Genomic DNA, 22,834 nt, shown 5'->3' on the forward strand with positions numbered 1-22,834 from the left:
GGTCCATAAATCCGGTCTCGTCGAACACGAGTTTCACTTGAAGGACATCGGTGCGTTCGCCTCGATTCAACGCGAGCACACGGTGTGGGACGATGCCCGCGACTTTTTCCTCGTACTCATAATACTGGGCGAAAATCTCTTTCTCGTCTTCAGCCTGCTTTTTCTTACGTGAGCGAAGGAGCGCCTCTTTCCGCACTCGGGTCCGGAGCGTTTGGCGGAGCGTCGCCTCTTCCCCCCATTCTTCACCGATAATCGATTGGACAAATGGCAAAGCCTCATCGAGCGGGACGTCTCCGGCGAGCTTCTGCGCATCTTCCAATGAATAAACGGATGGGGCGCGATACCAGTCGGCGAGCTGCTGTAGCCCTTTCTCTCTTCCTTGTTCGGCTTTTGTGCGACGCTTCGGCCGATACGGCAAGTATATGTCGTCGACTTGTTGGAGCGTCGTCGCCGCTTCGAGCGCCCGCGCGAGTTCAGGCGTCGACTTTTCGAGCTCTTCTAATTTCGCAAGCACGTCCGTCTTACGTTTGTGTAAGTTCTCTTCATATTGTACAGCGTCGAGAATCGCTTTGATTTCGACTTCGTCCAAGTTTCCGGTCATCTCTTTGCGGTAACGAGCCATGAACGGAATCGTCGCTCCGTCTGCGGCGAGTTGCCTCACCGTCTCGACTTGGCTTGCTTTCAATTTCAGTTCTTTCGCGATTTTCGTGATCAACCGAATCACTTCCTTTTCTGTTCTCTCATATTGAAGTGTAGCAAACTGACGGGGAGACGACAAAAAACGATGACTCCTCAGTCATCGTTCGAGAATACTTCGTTGAGTGGGACTTTGATGGCTTCACGCAATTTCTCAAGCGCACGTCGCTGTAAGCGGGATACGTGCATCTGCGAAATGCCGAGCAGCTCACCTGTCTCTTTTTGACTCATGTTTTTATAGTAGGCACATTCTAAAATCGCCTGTTCCCGTTCGTTCAGCACGCTGAACGCTTTTTCGAGAATGAGTCGTTGGTCGACCGACTCGTAGCCCCGCTCTTGACTCCCGACGAGGTCGAGTAGCGTGACCGTGCTTCCTTCGTTATCCGCTTCGATCGAGCTATCGACTGAGAGCGCTTGATAACTCTTACCCATCTCGAGCGTTTCGAGAATCTCTTCATCGGATACGCCGAGATGATCGGCAATCTCATCGATGCGCGGTGAGCGTTGAAGCTCGGTCGTCAACTCTTCGACCGTCTTCTTGATCTTTGGTCCGAGCTCCTTGATGCGACGTGGCACGTGGACACTCCACGTCTTGTCACGGATGAATCGCTTGATTTCACCGATGATGGTCGGGACAGCGAACGACTCGAAACTACGGCCGAATTCGGGATCGAAACGACGGAGCGCTGCGAGCAACCCGATCATCCCGACTTGGACGAGGTCATCATGGATGGCCCGGCCGCGGGAGAACTTGCGTGCAAGCGCCTCGACGAGGTCCGAGTAGCGATTGATCAAGAGCATCTGGACTTCCTCGTTCTGGTCGTCCTGCTGATAGCGTTCAATCCACTCTAATACTTCATCATCACTGTGATGGCGTTGTTGAGATTTTGCTGGCACTCTGATCCACCTCGTCCCTGTTAAGGAGTTTCGTCATCGTCACTCTGACACCGTTGTCTTTGTTGATCGAGACGTCATCCATTAACGCTTCAATAAGGAATAGACCGAGTCCTCCTTCGTGAAGCGATTCGATTTCAGCCGTCTCTTCGACCGGCGCCGCTTGGCGTTTCACATCGTCAGCGAACGTTTTGCCCGAATCTTCAATCGTCATTTCCAAACGATCCATGAATACGCCGCACGTCAGCTTCACTTCACCTTCTGCGTCATCATATGCATGTTGAACAGCGTTGCCACAAGCTTCCGAGACCGCGATTTTGATGTCTTCGATCTCGTCGTACGTATATCCCATACGATTAGCGATTCCTGACACGACTAAACGGACCACACCGACATATTCCGGTTTGGCCGGGAACGTCATCACCGTCTGTTCGATGTTACTCATTTCGTGCCACCTCTTACATTCGTGTTAATCGAGAGCAATTTGTGTAGGCCTGTCAATTCAAAGAGACGATTGACGCGGTCGGTCACACCGACGAGCGACAATTCTTTTTCATTACGTGTTGCTATTTTAAGGGCACCGACGAATACGCCGAGACCTGTTGAGTCCATATAATCCACTTCATCCAAATGAACGACGACGTTTTGCTCCGTGATTGCCGGATGCAATACTTCTTTCAGTTTGGGAGCGGTATATGTATCCACTTCTCCGGATACGTAAAGGTGTAGTTGTTCTCCAATAACTTGCTCGCGAATCGCTAAATCCATCGTTATTCCCTCCTAATGTTGCGTACAGAAAAATTGAGTACGATTAATCATATTTCCCGTATTTCAGATTATTAAACCTGTTTTTCATTATTTTTTTGAAAAAAAACCGATACCCATGTACCGGTTTTAATCATATGTAAGCTAGAGCGGGATTAATCCCATACTAATCTCTAGCGCCTTATCCACTTTGCGCATCGTCTCATCATCGAGATGAGTGACTTTATCCGTCAGACGACGCTTATCAATCGTTCGAATCTGTTCAAGCAAAATCACAGAGTCTCGTTCAAGACCGTGTTTGACTTGATACACTTCCACATGAGTCGGCAGTTTTGCTTTCTGGATCTGAGCCGTAATCGCAGCGACAATGACGGTCGGGCTAAAGCGATTGCCGATATCGTTTTGAATGACGAGGACCGGGCGAACTCCACCTTGCTCTGAACCGACTACGGGCGACAGATTCGCATAAAACACGTCACCACGCTTTACGATCACTCCGCTCACACCCCGCTTACTTGACGTAAGAGAGCATGTTCGGCTTCCGTCTCAATCATCAGCATCTCTTCTGCCATATTCAAATTAAACGCGGCCATCTCTTGATAGCCTTTCGCCAATTCTTCACGCAGTGTTTGTTGTCGATCAGCAATTTCTTTTGACAAGTACGTCACTACATCATTCAACGACAATGATTCACGATCTTTCATCGAAATCGGACCCCCATGCTGCGAGAACCGATCTGGAACGGATGCCAATGCACCCGCTGTTTGCTGTTTCAACATCTTACACCTCCAGAATCGTTTCAATGACTGGCGGAAATTTTCCCGCGTTCTTTATCAATATAACACGCGAGTTTGGGAAAATATAGAGGATTCGCGAAAGAATTCAGATAATTTCACACGTTTTCTGATTCACACATAGTGTCTCGGCAATCGGCTCGTCAATTGACAGACGACCTCGTAGTTGATCGTCTCAAGATGTGCAGCCAGTTCATCGATGGCGACCGGCCCACCGACGAGCGTCACGCCTGTGCCGACCGGAAATTCATGAGGCAACTTGATCATGAAGCGATCCATGCACACCCGCCCGACGATCGGGCAACGCACACCGTCGACATCGACGTGAAACCCGCCCGCTTTCCGGATCCAACCGTCCGCATAACCGACCGGCACTGTGCCGATCCACTCCGCTTCCGACGTCGTGTACGTCGCCCCGTAACTGATCGTCTGCCCCGCTTCGAGACGTTTCACTTGCATGAGTTTGCTCTTCAACGTGAACGCCGGTCGTAAAAACGAGTAGAACGACGCCATCTCGCTTGACGGGTAGAGCCCATAGATGGCGATACCGACACGGACAAGGTTATACGGCACATCTTCACCGGCCATGCGGATCGCACCGGCCGAGTTCGACGTGTGAATGTACTTGAAGCGTGAACCAAGACCGTCCATCAAACGATCGAAGCGGGCTTGCTGTTCATGATAGAGCGTGCTATCCGGTTCGTCGGCCGTCGCGAAATGTGTATAGATGCCTTCGATGACGAAACGGTCGTCCGCCGCCATAAGGAGCGCATCCAGTTCTTCTCTCGTTCTCAAGCCGAGACGCCCCATGCCGGTATCGACTTTGACGTGTACCGTGAGCGGGTGTTCAGTTACATATGGCTTCGCCTCTTCTAACCAGTCGGCCGAGAAGACGGACAAGATCACATCATAGGACGCAGCGACACCCGCTTGTTCAGGGAACTGTGCTTCCATGACGAGAATCGGGGCGGTGATGCCGGCCTCCCGCAACTCGATGGCTTCTTCGAGCAACGCGACCCCGAGCATCGTGGCTCCGTTGTCGAGCGCGATGTTCGCGACTTCGACGGCGCCGTGTCCGTAAGCGTTCGCTTTGACGACCGCCATGAGCGCTTGCGGGATGCGGCGCTTGATCTCGGTTACGTTGTGGGCGATCGCCGCCCGGTCGATTTCAATCCAACTTGGACGAAACATGGTGATCCCCCTCTTCGATGATGACTTGTGCCACCGCGTATCGCTCGCTGTGGCTGATGCTGACATGGATTCGCCCTGGGAAAGGCGCCGTCATCCGTGGCCGGCCCGTCTCATCTGGCAACACTTCGATCTGTTGCCACGACAAGCCGCGGGCGATACCCGTTCCGACGGCTTTGGCGTACGCTTCTTTCGCCGCGAAGCGACCAGCGACGAATTCGATGCGCCGCTCTTCCGTGTATCCGCGGGCGCGTTCCCGTTCCGACTCGGTCAAAAGCCGATCGATGAAGCGTGGTTGTTCGATCGAGCGAGCGATCCGCTCAAGCTCGACGATATCAATACCGATTCCTACAATCACAGGACACTCGCTCCTTTCCTTTTTCACTCGTTTCCTTATACAATTGGGGAAAGAGGTGATGCTATGTTTAGTCGTACTGAGAATGTTCAAACGTTCGTACGAGCCTATCCGCTCGTAACGCTGTTCATTGTAATCCAACTAGTCGTGTTTGTCATCGATTCTTTGATGCCGGGACTTCAGATCGTCGCACGGGGAGGATCGTTCCATCTCGCACTCGCAGACGGGCAGTGGTACCGTCTCCTGACGGCCAACTTCATCCATTTGGGCCTTGGCCACTTGCTGTTCAACTCGTTCGCGCTCATCATCTTCGGTCCAGCGATGGAACGAATGGTCGGGCATGTTCGCTTCGCGCTGTTTTACCTCGTCGCCGGAGCGCTCGCCAACTTGTTGACGTTCTTCACCGTGAGCCAACTGTTCTATCTTCAAGCCGGTGCTTCCGGTGCGATTTTAGCGATTCTTGGTTTCTATGTATTCATCGGACGGTTTCGTCGGACGCTCATCTATAGCCAAGACGCGCGACTCGTCTACATCTTCGTCGCCATCAGTGCCGTCTTCACGTTAATCGGTTCGAACGTCTCGCTCTGGGGGCATGTGTACGGATTCCTCGCCGGGTTCTTGCTCGCTTATCCGCTGTCGCGCTACACGGTCCCGTTCTCGCGGCCACTTCGCTACGGGAAGTATAAACCGCGTAAATATTCGCCGCCCATCATCCATACGGGTGAAGGCAAATGGATTTTCTATGTGATCATCGGACTCGCCGCCTTCGGCTTGTTCGCACGATTCTTATGACAAAAGGAGCTTCGCCAGTCGGCGAAGCTCCTTTTCATTAAGCGAGTAACGTGATCATGAGTGCTTTTTGAGCATGGAGCCGGTTCTCGGCTTGGTCGAAGACGAGCGACTGCGGGCCGTCGATGACGTTAGCCGTCACTTCTTCACCGCGGTGCGCCGGCAGACAGTGCAGGAAAATCGCTTCATCCCGCGCCGACGTCATCAACGTGTCGTTCACCTGGAACGAGGCGAAATGGGCAAGGCGCTCTTCTGCCTCATCTTCTTGCCCCATGCTCGCGAACACATCCGTGTAGACGATATCCGCTTCGATCGTCGCCTCGATCGGATCAGTGTAGAGCGTCACACTTCCCCCGGTCGTCTCGGCTAGCGCAGCCGCCTTGTTGTAGATCGTCTCATCGACCGTATAACCGTCCGGCGAGGCGATGCGGATGTGCATCCCGCTCAACGCACCGCCAAGCATGAGCGAATGGGCCATGTTGTTGCCGTCACCGATATACGTCAGCGCTTTCCCTTGGCGTGACCCGAACGTCTCCTCGATCGTCAAGAGGTCGGCGAGCACCTGACACGGGTGGTGCGTGTCCGTCAATCCGTTGATGATCGGAATCGATCCCGACGTGGCGAGCGTCTCGACCGTTTCGTGGGCGTACGTCCGGATCATGAGCGCGTCGACATAGCGGCTCATCACTTGAATTGTGTCTGTGATCGGTTCTCCACGCCCGATTTGAAGATCACTTCCGCTCAAGAAGAGCGGGTAGCCGCCGAGTTCGACGACCCCGACTTCGAACGACATGCGCGTACGGGTCGACGCCTTCTCAAACAATAAGGCGACTTTCTTCCCGGCAAGCGTCGTCCCATATGCGGCCGGATCGCGTTTCACCTCTAGCGCCAAGTGAATGAGTTCATCTAAATCCACCGGCGTCAATTCTTCGAGGGTTAACATATGCTTGAGCGTCTTTGTCGTCATAACGGTAATTCCTCCTTTTTATGCATCGCCTGTAGCGGACGGACCGGCACAGGTTTTGTGTCGACCGTCGCTTGATAATACGAGGCGAGGTGTTGTTCCGAGATGACGTGGACACCGTTTCGGACCGCAGCCTCCCGCATCATTTGTTCGGCCGGCACATGCGAGAAGAGGACGGCGACTTGTTGGAAATCGATCGTCTCTTCGAGCGGCACATTCCCGTACGTCTCCCAACCTTCGCCGTAAACGATTTGTTGTCGCGCCATCACCCGTGTCGTCGTCGCATCGTAGCAGAACCGTTCGGGGACGACTGGTACCGGACTGAATTGGAGCGTCTCTCCCGTCGAGCGCATGATCGGTCCCGTGAGCGGGTCGACGCCCGGTAGCTTCAAGCTCGAGAAAATCGGCGTCTTTACCGCATAGCCGGTGAGCGGTTTCCGCTCGTCCGGCACGACGCCTTCAAGCGCATGGCCGAGCGCGGCGCGTGTCGCCCATTCAATGAGCGGTTCATCGGTCACTTTGCTGACGATCGGGACGGTCCGTGACGCCCGCGGGTTGATTTCAAGCACGTAAATCGTGTCGTCTTTTAAGACGAACTGGATGTTGAGCGCCCCGCGATACTCGAGCGCCTGACCGATCTGTTTCGTGATCGTGTCAATCTGTCGTTGGTGTGCCTCGGACGTCTCGACCGGCGGCATGATCATCGTCGAGTCACCGGAATGAACCCCGGCCGCCTCGACCTGTTCCAAGATAGCCGGCACGTAGACGGTCTGACCGTCCGTCACGCAGTCAACCTCGAGCTCACGCCCGGCGACGTACAGGTCGACGAGGAGAGGATAAGCGAGATCCGGAGCAATTCGGGCAAGGTCTGCCTCGGACTGCAAGATGTGCATTCCTTTCCCACCGATGACGTAAGACGGCCGGACGACGCACGGGAAGCCGATGCCGTTGATCGCGGCTGTCAGTTCGGTCTCACTGCCGACTTCTTCTCCAGGGATGTGCGCCACATCGATTGCATCAAGAAACGCATAAAACCGGTCTCGGTCTTCCATCTGGTCGATGACGTCGGCCGAGGCGCCGAGCAAGTGATACCCCGCCGCCTCAAGGTCGTGCGCGAGCGCGATACCCGTCTGACCGCCGAATTGGATGAGGACGTCGCGACAGCCTTCCGCCTCGAGGACATGCGTGACGTCTTCCATCGTGAGCGGTTCGACATACAACCGGTCGGCGACCGTGAAGTCGGTCGAGACCGTCTCCGGGTTGTTGTTGATCATGATCGCCTCGATGCCTTGCTGTTGGAGCGCCCAGACGGCATGGACCGAACTGTAGTCGAACTCGATGCCTTGGCCGATGCGAATCGGACCGGCCCCGATGACAGCGACTTTCCGTGCCTGACTCGCCTTCACTTCCGTCTTCCCGTGCCATGTCCCGTAAAAGTAAGGGGTCGCACTCTCGAACTCGGCCGCGCACGTGTCGACCATATGGTAGACCGGTTGAATGCCGAACGTCGCACGCAGCTGCGTGACGTCTTGAACCGTAGCACCTGAGATGGCGGCGATTTGTTCATCGGCGAACCCGAACCGTTTCGCCTGCCACAAGTTTGGCTCCGTCAACAAGTTGTCGGATTTTGTCATCGTGACGAGCGTCTCGAGCATCGCCATGAAGTGCGGCGCGATGCCCGTCTTGTCCTCGAGTTCACTCCGCGAGGCAAGACCGCGGTCGATGAGTGCGAGACAGGCGTGCAGACGACGGTCGGTCGGGGCGAGCACTTCCTGCCACAGTTCATCCGCATCGGCTCGCTTCATCCAAGTCGGATAGAGCGGGGCCTGCTCGACCCCGGCACCACGCCACGCTTTTTGAAGCGCCTCTTCAAGTGTCTTCCCCATCGCCATGCTCTCACCCGTCGCTTTCATCTGGGGACCGAGGGCGCGGTCTGTCCCTTTGAACAAATCGAACGGGAAGCACGGCACTTTCGCGGTCACATAGTCGAGCGTCGGCTCGAAACTGGCCATCGTGCCGTTCGTCACCGGGTTCAAGCAATCATCTAACCCTTCACCGAGCGCGAGACGCGTCGCAATCTTCGCAATCGGATAACCGGTCGCTTTCGAAGCGAGCGCCGAACTCCGCGACACGCGCGGGTTCACCTCGATGACGTAGTAAGTCGGTTCAGTCGGATGGACGGCAAACTGGATGTTGCAGCCGCCGACGACACCGAGACTGGAGACGATGCGAAGCGCTGCGCTCCGTAACGTCTGGTGCATCGTATCCGACAACGTCTGGGCCGGGGCGAAAACGACCGAGTCGCCCGTGTGCACGCCGACCGGGTCGATGTTTTCCATGTTGCAGACGATGATGCACGTTCCTTTCTCGTCGCGCATCACTTCGTATTCAAACTCTTTGAAGCCGGCGATACTCTTTTCGACGAGACATTGTGAGATCGGGCTCGCCTCAAGGCCGCGCCGCGCCATCTCATAGGCGTCCGAGACGGTCGTCGCGATGCCGCCCCCCGTCCCGCCGAGCGTGAACGCCGGACGAACGATGAGCGGGACTCCAGCCGATGCGATAAACGCATCAAGCTCGTCGAGCGTCTCGATCGTCGTACTCACCGGGAGCGGTTCACCGAGTTCATGCATCTTTTGTTTGAAGCGTTCCCGGTCTTCGCCGTCACGGATCGTCTCGAGCGACGTACCGAGAAGGGCGATGCCGTGCTTCTCGAGCACCCCGGTCTCATCGAGCGCGAGCGCCAAATTGAGCGCGGTCTGTCCGCCGACGGTCGCAAGTAGGTGTGTCGGCTGTTCGGCTTCGATGATCATCCCGGCTTTTTCGAGCGTCATCGCCTCGATATATGTCTTGTCGGCCATGCCCGGGTCGGTCATGATCGTCGCCGGGTTCGAGTTGAACAAGACGACTTCACACCCGGCCTCCCGCAGCGCCTGACACGCTTGCGTCCCCGAATAATCGAACTCGGCCGCTTGCCCGATGATGATCGGACCGGAACCGATAACGAGCACTTTCTTATGCATATACGTTCACCCCTTGTTGAATCATTTCGTCGAATTGATCGAATAACGCCTGCGCCTCTTTCGGTCCCGGGCTCGCTTCCGGATGGAACTGTGCCGTCAAAATCGGGGCCGTCGGATGTGTCGTGCCTTCAACGGACAAGTCGTTCACGTTCTCAAACAACAGCTCGAGCGGTGTCCGTTCGAGACTGTCGCGCGTCACGACGTACCCATGGTTTTGCGATGTCATCCACACCTCGCCCGTCTGGACGTTTCGTACCGGGTGGTTTGAACCACGGTGCCCGTACGTCTGCTTCTCGATCGACGCCCCGAACGACAGTGCGATGAGTTGATGTCCCATACAAATACCAAGCGTCGGATAACGAAGCGCTACCTCGCGGACCGTCTCAATCCGGTCCACCAAATCACGCGGATCGCCTGGTCCGTTCGAGACGAGCACCCCGTCCGGCTTCAAACGATGAATCGCTTCCGCCGGCGTATCATATGGTAGCGTCGTGACGGCATAGCCGCGTTCGAGCATCGCCTCGACCATCGACGACTTCACCCCGAAGTCGAGACAGACGATGTGTCCTTTTTGATTCGTCCCGAGTCGGACCGGCTTCACGGTCGTGACCGTCTCCGTGATCTGTAAGAAGTCGCCTTCGACGCGCCCGTTCAAATTCGTGGCCATGAGCCCCCACTGATCACCTTCCTGACGGAGCGTATGGACGAGCGTGCGCGTATCAATTCCAGACAAGACGGGAATTCCCGCTTGTTCCAACCAGTCTTTCAACTCAGTCGACTGTCCGTTTCCTGCGAGCGTCTGCACGATCACCCCAGCGACTTGGATGTCCGTACTTTCAGACGCGCCTGCCTCGAGACCGTACTGTCCGATGAGCGGATATGTGAAGACGATGACTTGCCCGGCGTACGATGGATCGGTCAGTACTTCTTGATAACCGCTCATGCCGGTGAAGAAGACGACTTCCCCTTTACCGAGCCGTGCGCTCGTCTCCCATGTCCCGTGAAACGTCATCCCGTTTTGTAACGTCAATGTCCCGTTCATTGCACCAGCTCCTTTGTGACGACGTGCTCGATGATGGCGAGCGCCTCATCGATCTCTTGTTGACTGACAAGTAATGACGGCAAGAACCGAATCACGTCCGGTCCGGCCGCGACGACGAGGAGCCCAGCCTCTCGTAGTTGATCGATCATACCGGCCACCGGATTCGTTGCGACGAGACCGAGCATGAGACCGAGTCCGCGCACACCAATGAACGTGTCCCCATCGACGAAACGCTCAAGGCCCGACTTGAAGTACGCACTCATCTTTTGAACATGTTCCAGCGCCGCGTCGTCAAACAACACATCGAGCGTCGCCTCGGTCGCGGCCATGGCGAGCGGGTTGCCGCCAAACGTCGACCCGTGGCTCCCGGCTTGAAAAATCGCTTCCGCGCCCGGTGCCGTCAAGAGCGCGCCGACCGGGAAGCCGCTCCCGAGCCCTTTCGCGAGCGTCACGACGTCCGGCTTGAGCGGAGTCTGTTCGAACGCGTATCGGGTGCCGGTTCGGGCGATCCCGGTCTGCACCTCATCGATCACCACTTTGACCCCATGTTCATCCGCTTTCGCTTGCAACGCTGCGAACCACGCGACGTCACCGACGACGACGCCACCTTCTCCTTGGACGACTTCAAGCCAGACAGCCGCCGTTTCGTCATCGATGAAATCGAGTGCCGCGATGTCGTTGAACGGTGCGTGGACGAAATCCGACACCATCGGCCCAAAACCGGTCTTCACTTTGTCTTGCCCGGTCGCCCCGAGCATCGCGAACGTCCGACCGTGAAACGATTTCGTGAACGAGACGATTTTCGTCTTGCCCGTCCATTTCCGAATCAGCTTGAACGCCGCCTCGTTCGCCTCTGTCCCGCTGTTACAGAAGAAGGCGTGCGTCAAATGCGTCCCGGCGACGAGTTTCTCCGCCACACGTTCCTGCCCGCTAATCGCATATAGATTGGACGTATGCCAAACGCTTCCAAGTTGTGCCTCAATCTTTTCAAGCACGGCAGGATGGCGATGCCCGGTGTTACAGACAGCGATGCCCATGACGAAATCGAGGTACTGTTTCCCCGTCGTGTCCGTCACGTACGATCCGTCTGCCTGTTTAATCTCAATGGCTCGCTGTCCATATGTGGGAAGTAGTGCGCTCATAATGTCCCTCCTTTATTTGTGTTCCCGTTGCTGCCGGGTCGTTGCCGTCCCGAATGATGGCGAGCGCCACTCCCCCGTCTAGCGCGGATCGGAGCGCCTCTGTCTTTGGAATCATGCCCCCATATATTTCTCCCGATTCGATTGCCCGCCGCATCGCATCGACGGTCAACGTCTCACGGAACGTACCCTCGATCCGGATACCAGGCACGTCGGTGATCATCTCGAAATGATCGGCTTGAAGGGCGCAGGCGACGGCGACGGCGCAATCGTCCCCGTTACAGTTGAGGGCTCCGTTTATTCCGGAGAGAATCGACGTCACGACCGGTACGTATCGGTTTTTGACAAGCAACTCAATCAATGACACATCGACGGTTTCCACTTCACCGACGGCCCCGAGCTCTGTCATTTCACGTCCGATGAGCATCTGTCCGTCGACACCCGACAATCCGACCGCGTTCACGTCAGACTGGCCGAGCGCCATCACGATTTCCGTTTGCATCTCCCCCGCGAGTACACGCGTCGCCCCGATCAATACGTCTGCGGTCGTCACACGGCGCCCGTTTTGAAAGGCGGGTTTGATCTGTTGTGCTTCACAGTACGCCGACAACCTCGGTCCCCCACCGTGAAGTAGAATCAATTCATTTCCGGCTTCGACCCATTCCTTCCATTCGACAAAGTAATCCGGATGGAGCGTGTCCCAGACGCTCCCGCCGAGTTTGACGACTTTGCGCACACTCATGTCCGGTAACTCGCATTGATTTTGACGTAGTCATACGTGAGGTCGCAGCCATAGGCGCTGCCCGTTCCCGTTCCGTCGTTCAAATCGATCCGGATCGAGACGACGTCTTGCCCCATCTCTGCCGAGGCGAGCGCCTCATCGAACCAGACGGGCACACTTTTCGATAAGACGAGCTGAGAGCCGATGTGAATGTCGACCTGCCCGACGTCAATCGGTTCTTTCGTCGCCCCGACGGCCGCGATGATGCGTCCCCAGTTCGCATCCTTGCCATAGACCGCCGTCTTCACAAGCGAGGAACCGACGACTTGTTTCGCGATGATGCGGGCCGCCTCGTCCGTCTTCGCGCCGACGACGGCGACTTCGATCAATGTCGTCGCGCCTTCCCCGTCTCGGGCGATTTGTTTGGCAAGGTCGGTGCAAACGCCCGTCAACGCTTTCGTGAATTGCTCGTACGCGTCTGTCCCTGCCTTGATTTCTTCCGTGTCGGAAGCCCCGCTCGCTAATACGAGCACCATGTCATTCGTCGAACTGTCCCCATCGACGGTGATGTTGTTGAACGACGCGTCGACGCTTTGTTTGAGCGCGACTTGTAACAGTTCCGGGGCGATGACCGCATCGGTCGTCACGAACCCGAGCATCGTCGCCATGTTCGGATGAATCATACCTGAGCCTTTGGCGACCCCGGCGACCGTCACGGACGTCTCCCCGTCTGCGTAACGGATCCCGGTCGTCTTCACCCCGGTGTCGGTCGTCAAGATTGCTTCGGCGAACGCCTCGGCGTGTGCCGCATCCGCGACGGGCGTCAACAAATCGATTCCTACCATGAGCGTCTCCATCGGCAACAGTTGACCGATGACCCCTGTCGAGGCGATCGCGACTTCGTCATCGTCAATCCCTAAGTGCGCCGCCGCCTTAGCCCGCATGGCGTAAGCGTCAGCCAATCCTTGGTCACCCGTACAAGCGTTGGCGTTGCCACTGTTGACGAGAACGGCGCGAATTTTTCCGTTCGATGCCTGTAGCGTCCGTTTCGTCACTTGAATCGGTGCCGCTTGAAATTGGTTGGTCGTGTAGACGGCCGCCGCGCTCGCCGGCTGTTCACAGACGAGAAGCGCCAAATCTTTGCGCTTCCGCTTCAAGCCGGCATGAACGCCCGTCGCGTGAAAGCCTTTTGGTGACACGATGCTCACCGGTGGACTCATCGTTAAATCTGTCATGTCATCCCTCCTATATGTATTGTGGTTGGGCGCTTAGCCCGAGCGTCTCAGCGAAACTGAACCGGGCGTTGACGTTTTGAATCGCCTGTCCGGCCGCCCCTTTTTGCATGTTGTCGATGACCGAGACGATGGTGAGCCGTCTGGTCCGTTCGTCTTTATACACCCAGAGATCGCAATAGTTCGACCCGACGGCCGTCCGAATCTCTGGCTCCCCTTGTTGCACCCGGATAAACCGTTCTTGTCCGTACGCCCGGCTCAGTACCTCAATCCATTCCACTTCGGTCTGATCGATCGTCGGGACGACGTGCATCGTCGCCATGATGCCACGGTTGATCGGCAGTAGATGCGTCGACAGTGACACGGTCGCCTCGACCCCCGTCACTTGCTGAATCGTCTGCTCGATCTCAGGGATGTGTTGATGTGTGTGTATTTTATACAGCTGTACGTTCTCGTTCGAGCGGGCGTGGTGTGTTTTCGTGCTGAGCGCTTTCCCCGCACCCGTGATGCCAGAACATGCCGAGACGATGATCTCGTCAGGCTCAATCAAACCGCCTTTCAGAAACGGCAGGAGACCGAGCGAGACGGCCGTCGCGTAGCAACCGGGATTCGAGATCCAACTCGCGGTCTTCACGGATTCACGATTCCATTCCGTCAAGCCGTAAACAGCCTTCGCTTGTGTACTCGCGTTGACGGGTACTTTGCCGTACCACGCTGTATACGCTTCGCTCGCAAGTCGCAAGTCACCGCTCAAGTCGACGACGACACCTTCGAACGCGTCCAGTTGCTCAATGTATTGAGACGACACCCCGCTCGGTGTCGCGAGAAACAAGACGTCAAGCTGGTTCAAGTTTTCCGGATTGAACGGTTCGAGCGTCAACGCGCCCGTCTCCATCCACGGATACAAATCAGACAGTTGCTCCCCTGCACTCGAATCGCTCATCACGCACGTCACTTGTAAGCGCGGATGCGCCGAAATCAGTTTTAATAGTTCCATGCCGGCGTATCCCGTCACACCGACGATTCCACACGTGATCATCTGTCGTACCTCCTCAAAAGAATAATCCGATTAAACCATACGTATATTTATACTGTCAATTGTATTTTTATACAAAGTGTATAAAACGATGTCGCATCATCTGAATCAGCCGAATGACGAATAGTTTTTTCACGATAGGGGAATGAGAGGACTATGCGAAACATAATAGAGGAGGAATTTATTGATGAAACGTTTGAAATGGGCACTACCGATCACAGCATCACTCTTTTTGATTACAGGGTGCGGATCGTCTGACGAAGGCACGAACCAGCCGAGTGACGCACCAGTCGAGGATGAGGCGAACACGGAGAACAATTCGATGTATACGTTCAATAAGTTTGAACTTGAAGTCGACTACACGGACGTCGACGACGCCATCAAAGTCGATTACGAGGCAGAGAACAACTCGACCGAGGCCTCTTACGAACGGAAAGAAGATGACCAGAACCTGCGCGGGGACGAAGCGATGCAAGAACTTGATCCGGTCTTCGGTCAGTTGAACTTCGATCAGGACACACCAGACGAGGAAGTGTTGAATCAAATCAAGGCAGCCTTCAACATCGCGGACGACGCCAAGAAAATCGAGGCAGACGTCACGTTCACGGACGGCACCGAAAAAGAGTATAAGCAAGAATAACAAATGGCCAAGCGCATGCGCTTGGCCATTCTCTTTAGATTAGATCTGATTTTTGTGCCGGGCCTCTTGGAGCGCGTCCATCAAGTCTTTGACGTCTTCGACGAGGTTTTGGATCGTGTCTTGGTTCTCTTCGTACAGCGCCTTCAAATCCATGACGCGGTCTTTCAAGTTGCCCTTTGGTGACGCTTGCAGGCCGACCGAGTGGGCTTGTGTTGAGGCATCTGAAGATTTGAGGCGTGACTTCAACCCTTTCAACTGTCTCACTTGTTGCTCACGTGTCTCGCGATGGAGAAGTGACGCGCTTGCTCCGATGATTGCACCTGCGGCCATGCCCATCCAGAAATAGTTCTTGTTCATAAAAAAATCCTCCCCTAACGTGACGTTATCTTTTATTATAGGTTATCCGCTTCCGTGACGACATAGTGTTTTATAATCGGACCTGCTCCTTTTTGCTCGACGGCATCTTTCAGCCATTCTTGGAACAACACGTAATCGGTCGAGTCGCGGAACTTGTTGCCGGCTTCAGAAAATTGAATGAGGACAATCCCATGGTTGTCGTCCGGGTCGACGCCGAGACGATAAGCCGTGAAGCCGTCATGTCCGGCCCCGAGTCGTGATTTTTCGGTCAACAATCGATGAAACAAGAGCGACCGCGCATTCGTATCGACAGGAATGTTCGCATAGACAATATTCCCTTTCGAGGCGAATTGTCCTTCCGCCTCTTCAATTCGGAACGTCTTCCCACTTTGAAACGGAGATTTGTCCCCTTCCGCGAGCAAAATCGTCTCATTGCCGCTCGCGACGAGGACGTCCGGATTTTCACGGAACCGGTCGGCGACACTGCCAGAAGCGAATGTCATGTATAAGTTAGACAAGTTCCTCACACCCTTTCGCGAGCATGATATCTTTCTCCGTGATGCCCCCTTCGTCGTGTGTGGACACGGTGAGGGTGACGTTTCGATACTCGATCAAGATGTTCGGATGATGATTGATCGATTCGGCCAAATCAGCGACGAGATGGACGAATTGAATCGCTTCTGGAAACGTCTCTAGACGATACGTCTTCTGTAGCTCACCTTCGACGACTTCCCACCCGTTCAAGCGCGACAATTGTTCCGATAGTTCGGTAGATGACAACAGCATCAGCTCATTCCCCTTTCGCTTACAGTTCTACTTACACCTACTACCCGACACCGGCGAAAAATAATCTTTTTCGCTTGACGTAAAATGATTTAGAATAAGAAGGATAGCCAACTATTTTGCACTTGAGAGGAGAAATTCCTATGCGCGCATTGATCGTCATTGACTACACGTTCGATTTTATCGCAGACACGGGTCGTTTGACTTGCGGGAAACCTGGGCAAGACATAGAAGAACGCATCGTACAATTGATCGAAGAGTTCTCGGCCGAAGATTATGTCGTCATCGCCAACGATGTGCATGACGCCGGTGATACGTATCATCCGGAAACGACGCTCTTCCCACCCCACAACATCCGAGGTACCGACGGGCGCGACTTGTACGGAAACGTCAAGACAGCGGCCGAGCGAGCCGATCATTGGATCGACAAGACACGATATAGCGCCTTCGCCGGTACCGATCTTAACATCCGTCTGCGCGAACGCGGCATCAACGAAGTGCATCTCGTCGGTGTGTGCACGGACATTTGTGTGCTCCACACCGCCGTCGACGCGTACAACCTCGGTTACAAGATGGTCGTCCACGCGGACGCCGTCCAAAGCTTCAACCCGATCGGCCATGAATGGGCGCTCGAACATTTTGTCACGACGCTCGGAGCGACCGTTACCGGGAAGTGACACGAAATCAGAAAGGAACTTACTTATGTTACATCGTAATTTAGCACTGCACACGGACCTTTATCTCCCACGTTGGATGTATATCTATTGGAAGCAAGGGCGCCATCACGAAAAAGTCGTCTTCGACCTCTATTACCGTTCGAATCCGTTCAGCGGCGGCTATGTCGTCTTCGCCGGGTTGCAAAACATCGTCCACTATTTAGAAAACGTGTCGTTCACGGAAGCGGACATCGCGTATTTGAAGCAACAACTCGACTTCGAGGACGAGTTCGCCGATGTCCTGCGCAATTTCAAGTTCACCGGTTCCCTTGACAGTGTCCGGGAAGGGGAAGTGATCTTCCCTCACGAACAAGTCGTCCGTATCGAGTCGACGATCTTCGAAGCGAAATTGTTCCAGACGGCGTTCTTAAACATTGCCAACCACGAATCGCTCATCGCGACGAAATACGCCCGGATCCGTCAAGCAGCACCGAACGAGACGTTGCTTGAAGGGGGGCCAGACGCGCGCAAGGCGTCGATGCCGCTTATTACGGCACACGAGCCGCTTACATCGCCGGCTTTGACGTGACGAGCCTCGTCTCGGCCGGACGTGATTTTGACGTACCGACCGGAGGGACGATGGAACACGCCGATATCCAGTTCCACGACGACGAATTGACAGCATTCCGCTCATTCGCCGAGATGTATCCGGACAATACGAGCCTGTTGATCGACACGTACGACACGCTCAAGTCAGGTCTCCCGAATGCGATCACCGTCGCGAAAGAACTCGAGGCAAAAGGGTATCGTTTGAAATCGGTCCGCCTCGACTCAGGAGACTTGGCCTACTTATCAAAACGGGCCCGAAAAGCGCTAAACGAGGCAGGATTAGACTATGTAAAAATCGTCGTGTCCGGTGACCTTGACGAATACGTCATCCAAGACTTGCGGATGCAAGGGGCTGAAGCCGACACATTCCTCGTCGGGACGCGCGGCATCACGGCGTACGAACAACCTGCGCTCGGCATGGTGTATAAGCTTGTCGCCCGCGAAGACCAGGACGGCAACTTGAAGCCGGTCATCAAAGTGTCCTCGTCAAAAGTGAAAACAACGACCCCGCATAAGAAAGAACTGTATCGGATCATTGACAAGGAAACGAAAAAGTTCAAAGGCGATTATATCGCCCTTGCCGATGAGCCCGTCGAGACGTATTCGGAAATCGATCTCATCGACGTGCGTGACCCGGCATTCAAAATCAAGACGCGCAACTTCCACGTCAAACGTCTGCTCGAACCGATTTTCCGAGACGGAGAGCGTGTCTATACGCTTCCGACCGCGAAAGAAATTCGCGACTATCATAAAGAGCAAATGAACGGGCTGTGGGAAGAATACAAGCGGCTCCGGTTGCCAGAAGTGTATTCGGTCACGTTCAGCAAACCGCTATGGGACTTGAAACTCGAGATGATTCGCCAAACACGGATCCCGAAATAAACAAAGAGGCTGTGGAGTTCCACAGCCTCTTTGTCATGCGGTCGTCATCTCGTGCGCATGGCTTTGATCTTCTTTTCTCCGAAAGTACAAGGCGATCGAGAGGGAAATGAGAATCAAAATGAAATAGACGGTCCGTTGCCAAAATGTCGCCTCCGTGTCCCCTTGGAACAAGGCGATGATATAGTCACTCCCGCTCAATAGGAACACACCCGCGAGCAAGAGGAAAATTCGATACCCGGCCCGGCTTCGTTCTTGTTTTACTTTGAAGAAAAGGACACCATAATAGACGATGGCTAGTATTGCGATATATCCAATAATCCCTACAATCCAACTCATCTCGATGCCTCCTACTCTCTAATTTTTTCACGTCGCTTCCACGCTATCGTAACACAACCTGACAATCAGACTATGTTAAGATGTTCTAAAGAAACGTGGAAGGGATTGATCCGATGAAAACGTTCCGCCTCGTCCAAGTCCGCCTCGTCCAAGACGAATACGGCAATGAATTGAACCTCCCGATCGACCTCGTCGATGGATTGATCATCTCGAAAGAACATGACAACGAATGGTTGCTTGAGATGCTCGTCCCGACAGAGTTTGCCGTTACGCTTCATCATTATTTGAACAAGCGGATATTACTCCTCGCCGAAGCGGTGATCACGTCCCCGGCCAACCGTCCGGCGGCGATTGCCTTGACGTTCACGAGCGAACGCTCTCTCTCGAACCATCATACGTTCGTCGCCGAAGGACTGATGCTTCTCCCGAAACAAGATCCGACCAAACAAGTGCTCGACTCGCTCATTTCTGAGGGCGTGGCCGACGCTGATTTGAAGCCTTCCTTCTTCGAGAGACAAGTCGAGCATCAGCAGTCGTTCAGCCGCTCCGCATTCAATCAGCTCGTCAAAACAGGTTCGTTCGAGTAATCGGACGTTCTTGTTTTTTCTTTCCCCTTTTTCGATAACTCCTCAACCAAAAAAGACGAAGAATTTGTCTCCGCCTTCAAATATAGATGAAAAACAAGATGACCATCATCGTCATCCCGATGATTTTGAGCACGGTACTACCTAGAAATGCCAGTACCGTTCCGACGCCGATACTCCATGCTTCCCGGGTCGTCTTGCCAAGCGTCAGCTCAGCTAAAAATGCGAAGATGAACGGAAAGATGAGCACCCCGACGAGCGGGAAGATGAATGGCCCCGCAATGAGACCGATCGTCGCTCCCCACTTCGCCCGTTCGGACCCGCCCCGCTTATCGACGGTCGCTCGCGTGACGATATAGTCGACGGCGAACAAGAAGACGAGGAAGACGATTTGCCAAAGCCAGAACGTCCACGTGAGGGGTTCGAATGAGAAGCCGAAGCCATAAATGAAGTAACCGATAAATAAGAACAGCACGCTCGGGATGACCGGATAAATCAGACCCGCGAACGCGACAACGAATGATGCGATAATGAAAACCCAGAGCAATGTCGACATACGCCTCTCCTCACTTCACCATAATTTCGTTCGTAATATGGTCGGCCACGTTCACCGCCTTAATGATGAATCGGTCGCCTATATGCTCGATATAGTTCGAGCAGGCGTTTCGCATCGCGTGACGGAACGTATACGTATCGTCGACCGCTGAAAGCGCGGCTTTGATCGCATGAGAATGACATACGACGATGATTCGTTTTCCGGGATACGTCTTGACGAGGTGCTCCATCCCTTCGAGGACGCGGGCCCGCATCTCATCTTCTGACTCTAGGCCTGGCACGCGAGTCTGGTCATCGGCTTGAACCGCCTCATAAATACCGGGCACCGGTTTGCCTGATGCCATCCCAAATTCACGCTCGATGAACCGTTCGTCCCGGATGATCGTTTCTTCGTGGAATCCGCACGCTTCGGCAATGTACCGGGCCGTATCAACAGCTCGCGTGAGCGGACTCGCCACGATGACATCCCACTCTTCTTGACTTAAAAAGGCCGCGCTCTCTTCGGCTTGTTGATGCCCGAGCGCGTTGAGCGGGATATCTTCCCGGCCTTGAATGATTTCTTGAAAGTTCCAATCGGTCTGACCATGTCGGACCAAACAAAGCTCTGTCACACGAGTCACTCCTTTTTCAATCTCTAAAATCTTTTCCCATCGTACCATCTTTTCAAAAAATCGCAACGTCACGTCAGCGCATCATCGATGAAACGATCAATACGGGCCATGAGTTTTTCTTCTTTGATCGGGTTATCGGACTGGAGAAAGCTTGCTAAGGAGTGGGTGCCGTTCGGGAACGAGATGAGCTGGACGTTGGCGCCGACCTCACTCGCATGCTCGACGAAGTGGAGCGCCTGTCCGAACGGGACGATCGGGTCTTTCTTGCCGTGAAGCATGAGAATCGGCGGGGCATCGTCATACAAATGTGTCACCGGAGAACATTTCACCATCAATTCTCGCCACTCTTCGCGGCTCCCCTCATAGAATTTCAAATGGGCGAGCCACGTCTGGATAAATTTAAATAATAAGAAGTTCGTCGGTGGATAGAGCGCGATCACACCTTTCACCGTCGGGACATCTTCTCCCAGCGCGCCGATGAATTGCTTTTCCCGATCGAGCGCCGCCGCCAACATGAGGGCCGCCCCGGCCGAGTCGCCCCAGACGATCAACTTCTCGATGTCGAGGTTCAAGAGCGCGTCATGTTGTTTCAAGTAACAAAGGGCATCAGACACGTCAATAATATTGTCAGGGAAATAGACACCGTCTTCGAACAAGCGATAGTCAACACTGATGACGGCGAACCCTTTCGCCAAGAAATGATCGAGCAACGGATGGAACAACGTCACCATGCCTCGACTGCCGCGAACGAACGCCCCGCCATGAGCATAGACCGCGACGGGAAACGGTCCGTCGCCTGGCGGATAGTACACATCAAATTGGAGCGGGCGGTCATCGATGATTTTATACGTGTGGGTTCGCCGTTTGCGCGTCGAGGACCGAATCGGCAGTTCGGGCTCTTGCCAACGCACGAGCGAGCCGTACTGATTCCATACGGTCGCCCCGGCCGCAGTCGCTGCGGCGAGTGCGGCACCGCCGACAAACCAGGCGGTCTCCTTTCTCATATTACATCCACTCCTCGCTCTTTTTTTTAATCATATTCCCTTTTTATCAAAAATCCATCCATCGGAAGTCGGACTTGACGTCAGTGAATCTGCCCTCTATAATATAACTCGCAGTCACAGAACGTAACCGTTACGATTTATTTCTTGATAGAGAGAGGATAGGTGGAGAATTATATGAATAAAAAGTTACTGAGTGTCGCCGCTGCCGGGACACTGTTTTTAGGCGGATGTGCCAATAATGGAGATAGCAACGCATCAGAGGAGACGAACGACCAGTTGACCGTTTATGCGTCGACGTTCGCTTTGAAGTCAATCGCCGAAGAAATCGGAGGCAATCGCGTCCAAGTCGAGATGGTCATCCCGCCTGGCGCCGACCCGCATACGTACGAGCCGACATCACGTCAAATGACACAGATTGCTGAAGCCGACTTGTTCTTGACAGTCGGACACGACCTCGAGCCTTACGTCGAGTCGATGGAGAAGAGCCTTGCGAACGAGGACGTCTCTTTCGTCAAGACAGCCGAGAACGTCACATTACTCGATGCCGATAAGACGGTTCACGTCCACGGTGAAGACGAGCACGCCCACGAAGAGGACGAGCACGCCCACGAAGAAGATGCACACGGTCATAGCCACGGACAATACGACCCGCACGTCTGGCTCGATCCAATGAACGCCGTCTCGATGGCGGAAGCTGTTGAAGCTGCATTCGCCGATCAGGCACCCGACTACAAAGATGAGTTCGCAGATCGGTTGAGCGCATTCAAAGAAGAGGCTGAAGCACTCGACGCCGAACTACAGGCAGCAGTCGATGGCGGATCGAAGAAGCAACTCCTCGTCACGCATGCGGCATACGGGTATATGGCGGATCGTTACGGTTTCGAACAACTCCCGATCGCTGGATTGACGCCATCTGAAGAGCCATCTCAGCAAGCGTTAAAGCGTGTCATCGAAGAAGCGCGGGCCCACGACTTGACTCATATCGCGTTTGAAGACACGGTCACTCCGAAAGTCGCCGAAGTCGTGAAAAACGAGATCGGTGCTGAAACGGTGACGATTTACAACTTGGAATCGGTCACGAAAGAACAAATGGAACAGAGCTATTTCGACTTGATGCGTGAAAACGTCAAAGCGCTCGAAATTGCGTTGAAGTAATGCAAACAGAACGCTCGGTGCCTC

General features: G+C 54.5%; 27 protein-coding genes and 1 pseudogene (1 of these 28 running past the window's edge). 6 read left to right on the forward strand and 22 right to left on the reverse strand.

Going from position 1 to position 22,834, the window contains the following annotated elements; translation table 11 throughout:
- The 8 genes from P398_RS0100790 to acpS all read right to left on the reverse strand — a co-directional run.
- On the reverse strand, positions 1-715 hold the 5' end (the start) of the coding sequence (locus P398_RS0100790) for a Tex family protein (RefSeq protein WP_029333754.1). Its footprint begins 1,415 nt before the window's first position; only the first 715 of its 2,130 coding nucleotides appear in the window; it begins with the start codon at positions 713-715; its stop codon lies beyond the left edge, outside the window.
- Positions 716-792: 77 nt separating this feature from the next.
- Positions 793-1,593: an RNA polymerase sigma factor SigB gene (sigB, locus tag P398_RS0100795; RefSeq protein ID WP_021068185.1), complete on the reverse strand. Its 801-nt coding sequence runs from the start codon at positions 1,591-1,593 to the stop codon at positions 793-795.
- Positions 1,559-2,035 carry an anti-sigma B factor RsbW gene (rsbW, locus tag P398_RS0100800; RefSeq protein WP_024372090.1) on the reverse strand — a complete coding sequence of 159 codons (477 nt, stop codon included), beginning with the start codon at positions 2,033-2,035 and terminating at the stop codon, positions 1,559-1,561. The genes sigB and rsbW overlap by 35 nt, the downstream gene beginning before the upstream one ends.
- Positions 2,032-2,358 carry an STAS domain-containing protein gene (locus P398_RS0100805; protein WP_024372091.1) on the reverse strand — a complete coding sequence of 109 codons (327 nt, stop codon included), beginning with the start codon at positions 2,356-2,358 and terminating at the stop codon, positions 2,032-2,034. Before P398_RS0100805 ends, rsbW begins: the two co-directional genes overlap by 4 nt.
- 141 nt (positions 2,359-2,499) lie before the next feature.
- On the reverse strand, positions 2,500-2,850 hold the full coding sequence (locus P398_RS0100810; protein ID WP_024372092.1) for a type II toxin-antitoxin system PemK/MazF family toxin: 351 nt from the start codon (positions 2,848-2,850) through the stop codon (positions 2,500-2,502).
- A 5-nt stretch (positions 2,851-2,855) separates the two neighbouring features.
- Positions 2,856-3,134, reverse strand: a complete 279-nt coding sequence (locus P398_RS0100815; protein ID WP_024372093.1) for a hypothetical protein — start codon at positions 3,132-3,134, stop codon at positions 2,856-2,858.
- Between the two features lie 129 nt (positions 3,135-3,263).
- Positions 3,264-4,340 (reverse strand): alanine racemase, encoded by a 1,077-nt coding sequence (alr, locus tag P398_RS0100820; RefSeq protein WP_029333755.1) that lies wholly within the window; start codon positions 4,338-4,340, stop codon positions 3,264-3,266.
- A complete protein-coding gene (gene acpS / locus P398_RS0100825; RefSeq protein WP_024372095.1) occupies positions 4,318-4,695 on the reverse strand; it encodes a holo-ACP synthase in 378 nt (125 codons plus the stop codon). Before acpS ends, alr begins: the two co-directional genes overlap by 23 nt.
- 63 nt (positions 4,696-4,758) lie before the next feature.
- Between acpS and P398_RS0100830 the strand changes: the two genes are divergently transcribed.
- Positions 4,759-5,484, forward strand: coding sequence for a rhomboid family intramembrane serine protease (locus tag P398_RS0100830; RefSeq protein WP_029333756.1), 726 nt, complete (start codon positions 4,759-4,761; stop codon positions 5,482-5,484).
- Between the two features lie 37 nt (positions 5,485-5,521).
- On the opposite strand, the gene argF is transcribed toward P398_RS0100830, so the two are convergent.
- Genes argF through argC form a run of 7 tightly spaced genes read right to left on the reverse strand, consistent with a single transcriptional unit; the run spans position 5,522 to position 14,641 of the window.
- Positions 5,522-6,448 carry an ornithine carbamoyltransferase gene (argF, locus tag P398_RS0100835; RefSeq protein ID WP_029333757.1) on the reverse strand — a complete coding sequence of 309 codons (927 nt, stop codon included), beginning with the start codon at positions 6,446-6,448 and terminating at the stop codon, positions 5,522-5,524.
- Complete coding sequence (gene carB / locus P398_RS0100840; RefSeq protein ID WP_029333758.1) at positions 6,445-9,468, reverse strand: carbamoyl-phosphate synthase (glutamine-hydrolyzing) large subunit; 3,024 nt, start codon at positions 9,466-9,468, stop codon at positions 6,445-6,447. The genes argF and carB overlap by 4 nt, the downstream gene beginning before the upstream one ends.
- Positions 9,461-10,510 carry a carbamoyl phosphate synthase small subunit gene (locus tag P398_RS0100845; RefSeq protein WP_029333759.1) on the reverse strand — a complete coding sequence of 350 codons (1,050 nt, stop codon included), beginning with the start codon at positions 10,508-10,510 and terminating at the stop codon, positions 9,461-9,463. The genes carB and P398_RS0100845 overlap by 8 nt, the downstream gene beginning before the upstream one ends.
- A complete protein-coding gene (locus P398_RS0100850; RefSeq protein WP_029333760.1) occupies positions 10,507-11,652 on the reverse strand; it encodes an acetylornithine transaminase in 1,146 nt (381 codons plus the stop codon). The genes P398_RS0100845 and P398_RS0100850 overlap by 4 nt, the downstream gene beginning before the upstream one ends.
- The gene (gene argB / locus P398_RS0100855) at positions 11,612-12,391 is read right to left on the reverse strand and encodes an acetylglutamate kinase (protein ID WP_029333761.1); all 780 of its coding nucleotides are present in this window, start codon (positions 12,389-12,391) and stop codon (positions 11,612-11,614) included. Before argB ends, P398_RS0100850 begins: the two co-directional genes overlap by 41 nt.
- On the reverse strand, positions 12,388-13,605 hold the full coding sequence (gene argJ / locus P398_RS0100860) for a bifunctional glutamate N-acetyltransferase/amino-acid acetyltransferase ArgJ (RefSeq protein WP_029333762.1): 1,218 nt from the start codon (positions 13,603-13,605) through the stop codon (positions 12,388-12,390). The genes argB and argJ overlap by 4 nt, the downstream gene beginning before the upstream one ends.
- Positions 13,606-13,615: 10 nt before the next feature.
- The gene (gene argC, locus P398_RS0100865) at positions 13,616-14,641 is read right to left on the reverse strand and encodes an N-acetyl-gamma-glutamyl-phosphate reductase (RefSeq protein WP_029333763.1); all 1,026 of its coding nucleotides are present in this window, start codon (positions 14,639-14,641) and stop codon (positions 13,616-13,618) included.
- Between the two features lie 184 nt (positions 14,642-14,825).
- On the opposite strand from argC, the gene P398_RS0100870 reads away from it, so the two are divergent.
- Complete coding sequence (locus P398_RS0100870) at positions 14,826-15,278, forward strand: YusW family protein (RefSeq protein ID WP_051638836.1); 453 nt, start codon at positions 14,826-14,828, stop codon at positions 15,276-15,278.
- A gap of 39 nt (positions 15,279-15,317) precedes the next feature.
- Here P398_RS0100870 and P398_RS0100875 read toward each other — a convergent pair whose 3' ends face one another.
- From P398_RS0100875 to P398_RS0100885, 3 genes are read right to left on the reverse strand one after another with little or no spacing between them, the layout of a single operon-like run.
- Complete coding sequence (locus tag P398_RS0100875) at positions 15,318-15,635, reverse strand: hypothetical protein (protein ID WP_024372105.1); 318 nt, start codon at positions 15,633-15,635, stop codon at positions 15,318-15,320.
- Between the two features lie 35 nt (positions 15,636-15,670).
- Positions 15,671-16,153 carry a hypothetical protein gene (locus tag P398_RS0100880; protein WP_235263287.1) on the reverse strand — a complete coding sequence of 161 codons (483 nt, stop codon included), beginning with the start codon at positions 16,151-16,153 and terminating at the stop codon, positions 15,671-15,673.
- Positions 16,146-16,421, reverse strand: coding sequence for a 4a-hydroxytetrahydrobiopterin dehydratase (locus P398_RS0100885; RefSeq protein WP_029333766.1), 276 nt, complete (start codon positions 16,419-16,421; stop codon positions 16,146-16,148). Before P398_RS0100885 ends, P398_RS0100880 begins: the two co-directional genes overlap by 8 nt.
- Before the next feature lie 140 nt (positions 16,422-16,561).
- Here P398_RS0100885 and P398_RS0100890 point away from each other — a divergent pair, with 140 nt between their 5' ends.
- Both P398_RS0100890 and P398_RS15970 read left to right on the forward strand, forming a co-directional pair.
- The gene (locus tag P398_RS0100890) at positions 16,562-17,095 is read left to right on the forward strand and encodes a cysteine hydrolase family protein (protein WP_029333767.1); all 534 of its coding nucleotides are present in this window, start codon (positions 16,562-16,564) and stop codon (positions 17,093-17,095) included.
- A gap of 25 nt (positions 17,096-17,120) precedes the next feature.
- Positions 17,121-18,565, forward strand: a pseudogene (locus P398_RS15970) (nicotinate phosphoribosyltransferase).
- Positions 18,566-18,598: 33 nt separating this feature from the next.
- Here the strand turns inward: P398_RS15970 and P398_RS0100900 are convergent.
- Entirely contained in the window at positions 18,599-18,901 is a 303-nt protein-coding gene (locus tag P398_RS0100900; RefSeq protein WP_024372110.1) for a membrane protein, read from the reverse strand.
- A gap of 113 nt (positions 18,902-19,014) precedes the next feature.
- On the opposite strand from P398_RS0100900, the gene P398_RS0100905 reads away from it, so the two are divergent.
- Positions 19,015-19,488, forward strand: a complete 474-nt coding sequence (locus tag P398_RS0100905) for a YwpF family protein (RefSeq protein WP_024372111.1) — start codon at positions 19,015-19,017, stop codon at positions 19,486-19,488.
- 76 nt (positions 19,489-19,564) lie between these two features.
- Here P398_RS0100905 and P398_RS0100910 read toward each other — a convergent pair whose 3' ends face one another.
- The 3 genes from P398_RS0100910 to P398_RS0100920 form a co-directional block, all read right to left on the reverse strand.
- Complete coding sequence (locus tag P398_RS0100910; protein ID WP_024372112.1) at positions 19,565-20,041, reverse strand: DUF456 domain-containing protein; 477 nt, start codon at positions 20,039-20,041, stop codon at positions 19,565-19,567.
- 10 nt (positions 20,042-20,051) lie between these two features.
- A complete protein-coding gene (locus tag P398_RS0100915) occupies positions 20,052-20,651 on the reverse strand; it encodes a histidine phosphatase family protein (RefSeq protein WP_029333768.1) in 600 nt (199 codons plus the stop codon).
- Positions 20,652-20,719: 68 nt separating this feature from the next.
- On the reverse strand, positions 20,720-21,655 hold the full coding sequence (locus tag P398_RS0100920; protein WP_029333769.1) for an alpha/beta hydrolase: 936 nt from the start codon (positions 21,653-21,655) through the stop codon (positions 20,720-20,722).
- A gap of 174 nt (positions 21,656-21,829) precedes the next feature.
- Between P398_RS0100920 and P398_RS0100925 the strand changes: the two genes are divergently transcribed.
- Entirely contained in the window at positions 21,830-22,810 is a 981-nt protein-coding gene (locus P398_RS0100925) for a metal ABC transporter solute-binding protein, Zn/Mn family (protein ID WP_029333770.1), read from the forward strand.
- Positions 22,811-22,834: the final 24 nt, after the last annotated feature.

The organism is Exiguobacterium aurantiacum DSM 6208 (genome assembly GCF_000702585.1).
GTDB classification, from domain to species: Bacteria; Bacillota; Bacilli; order Exiguobacteriales; family Exiguobacteriaceae; genus Exiguobacterium; species Exiguobacterium aurantiacum.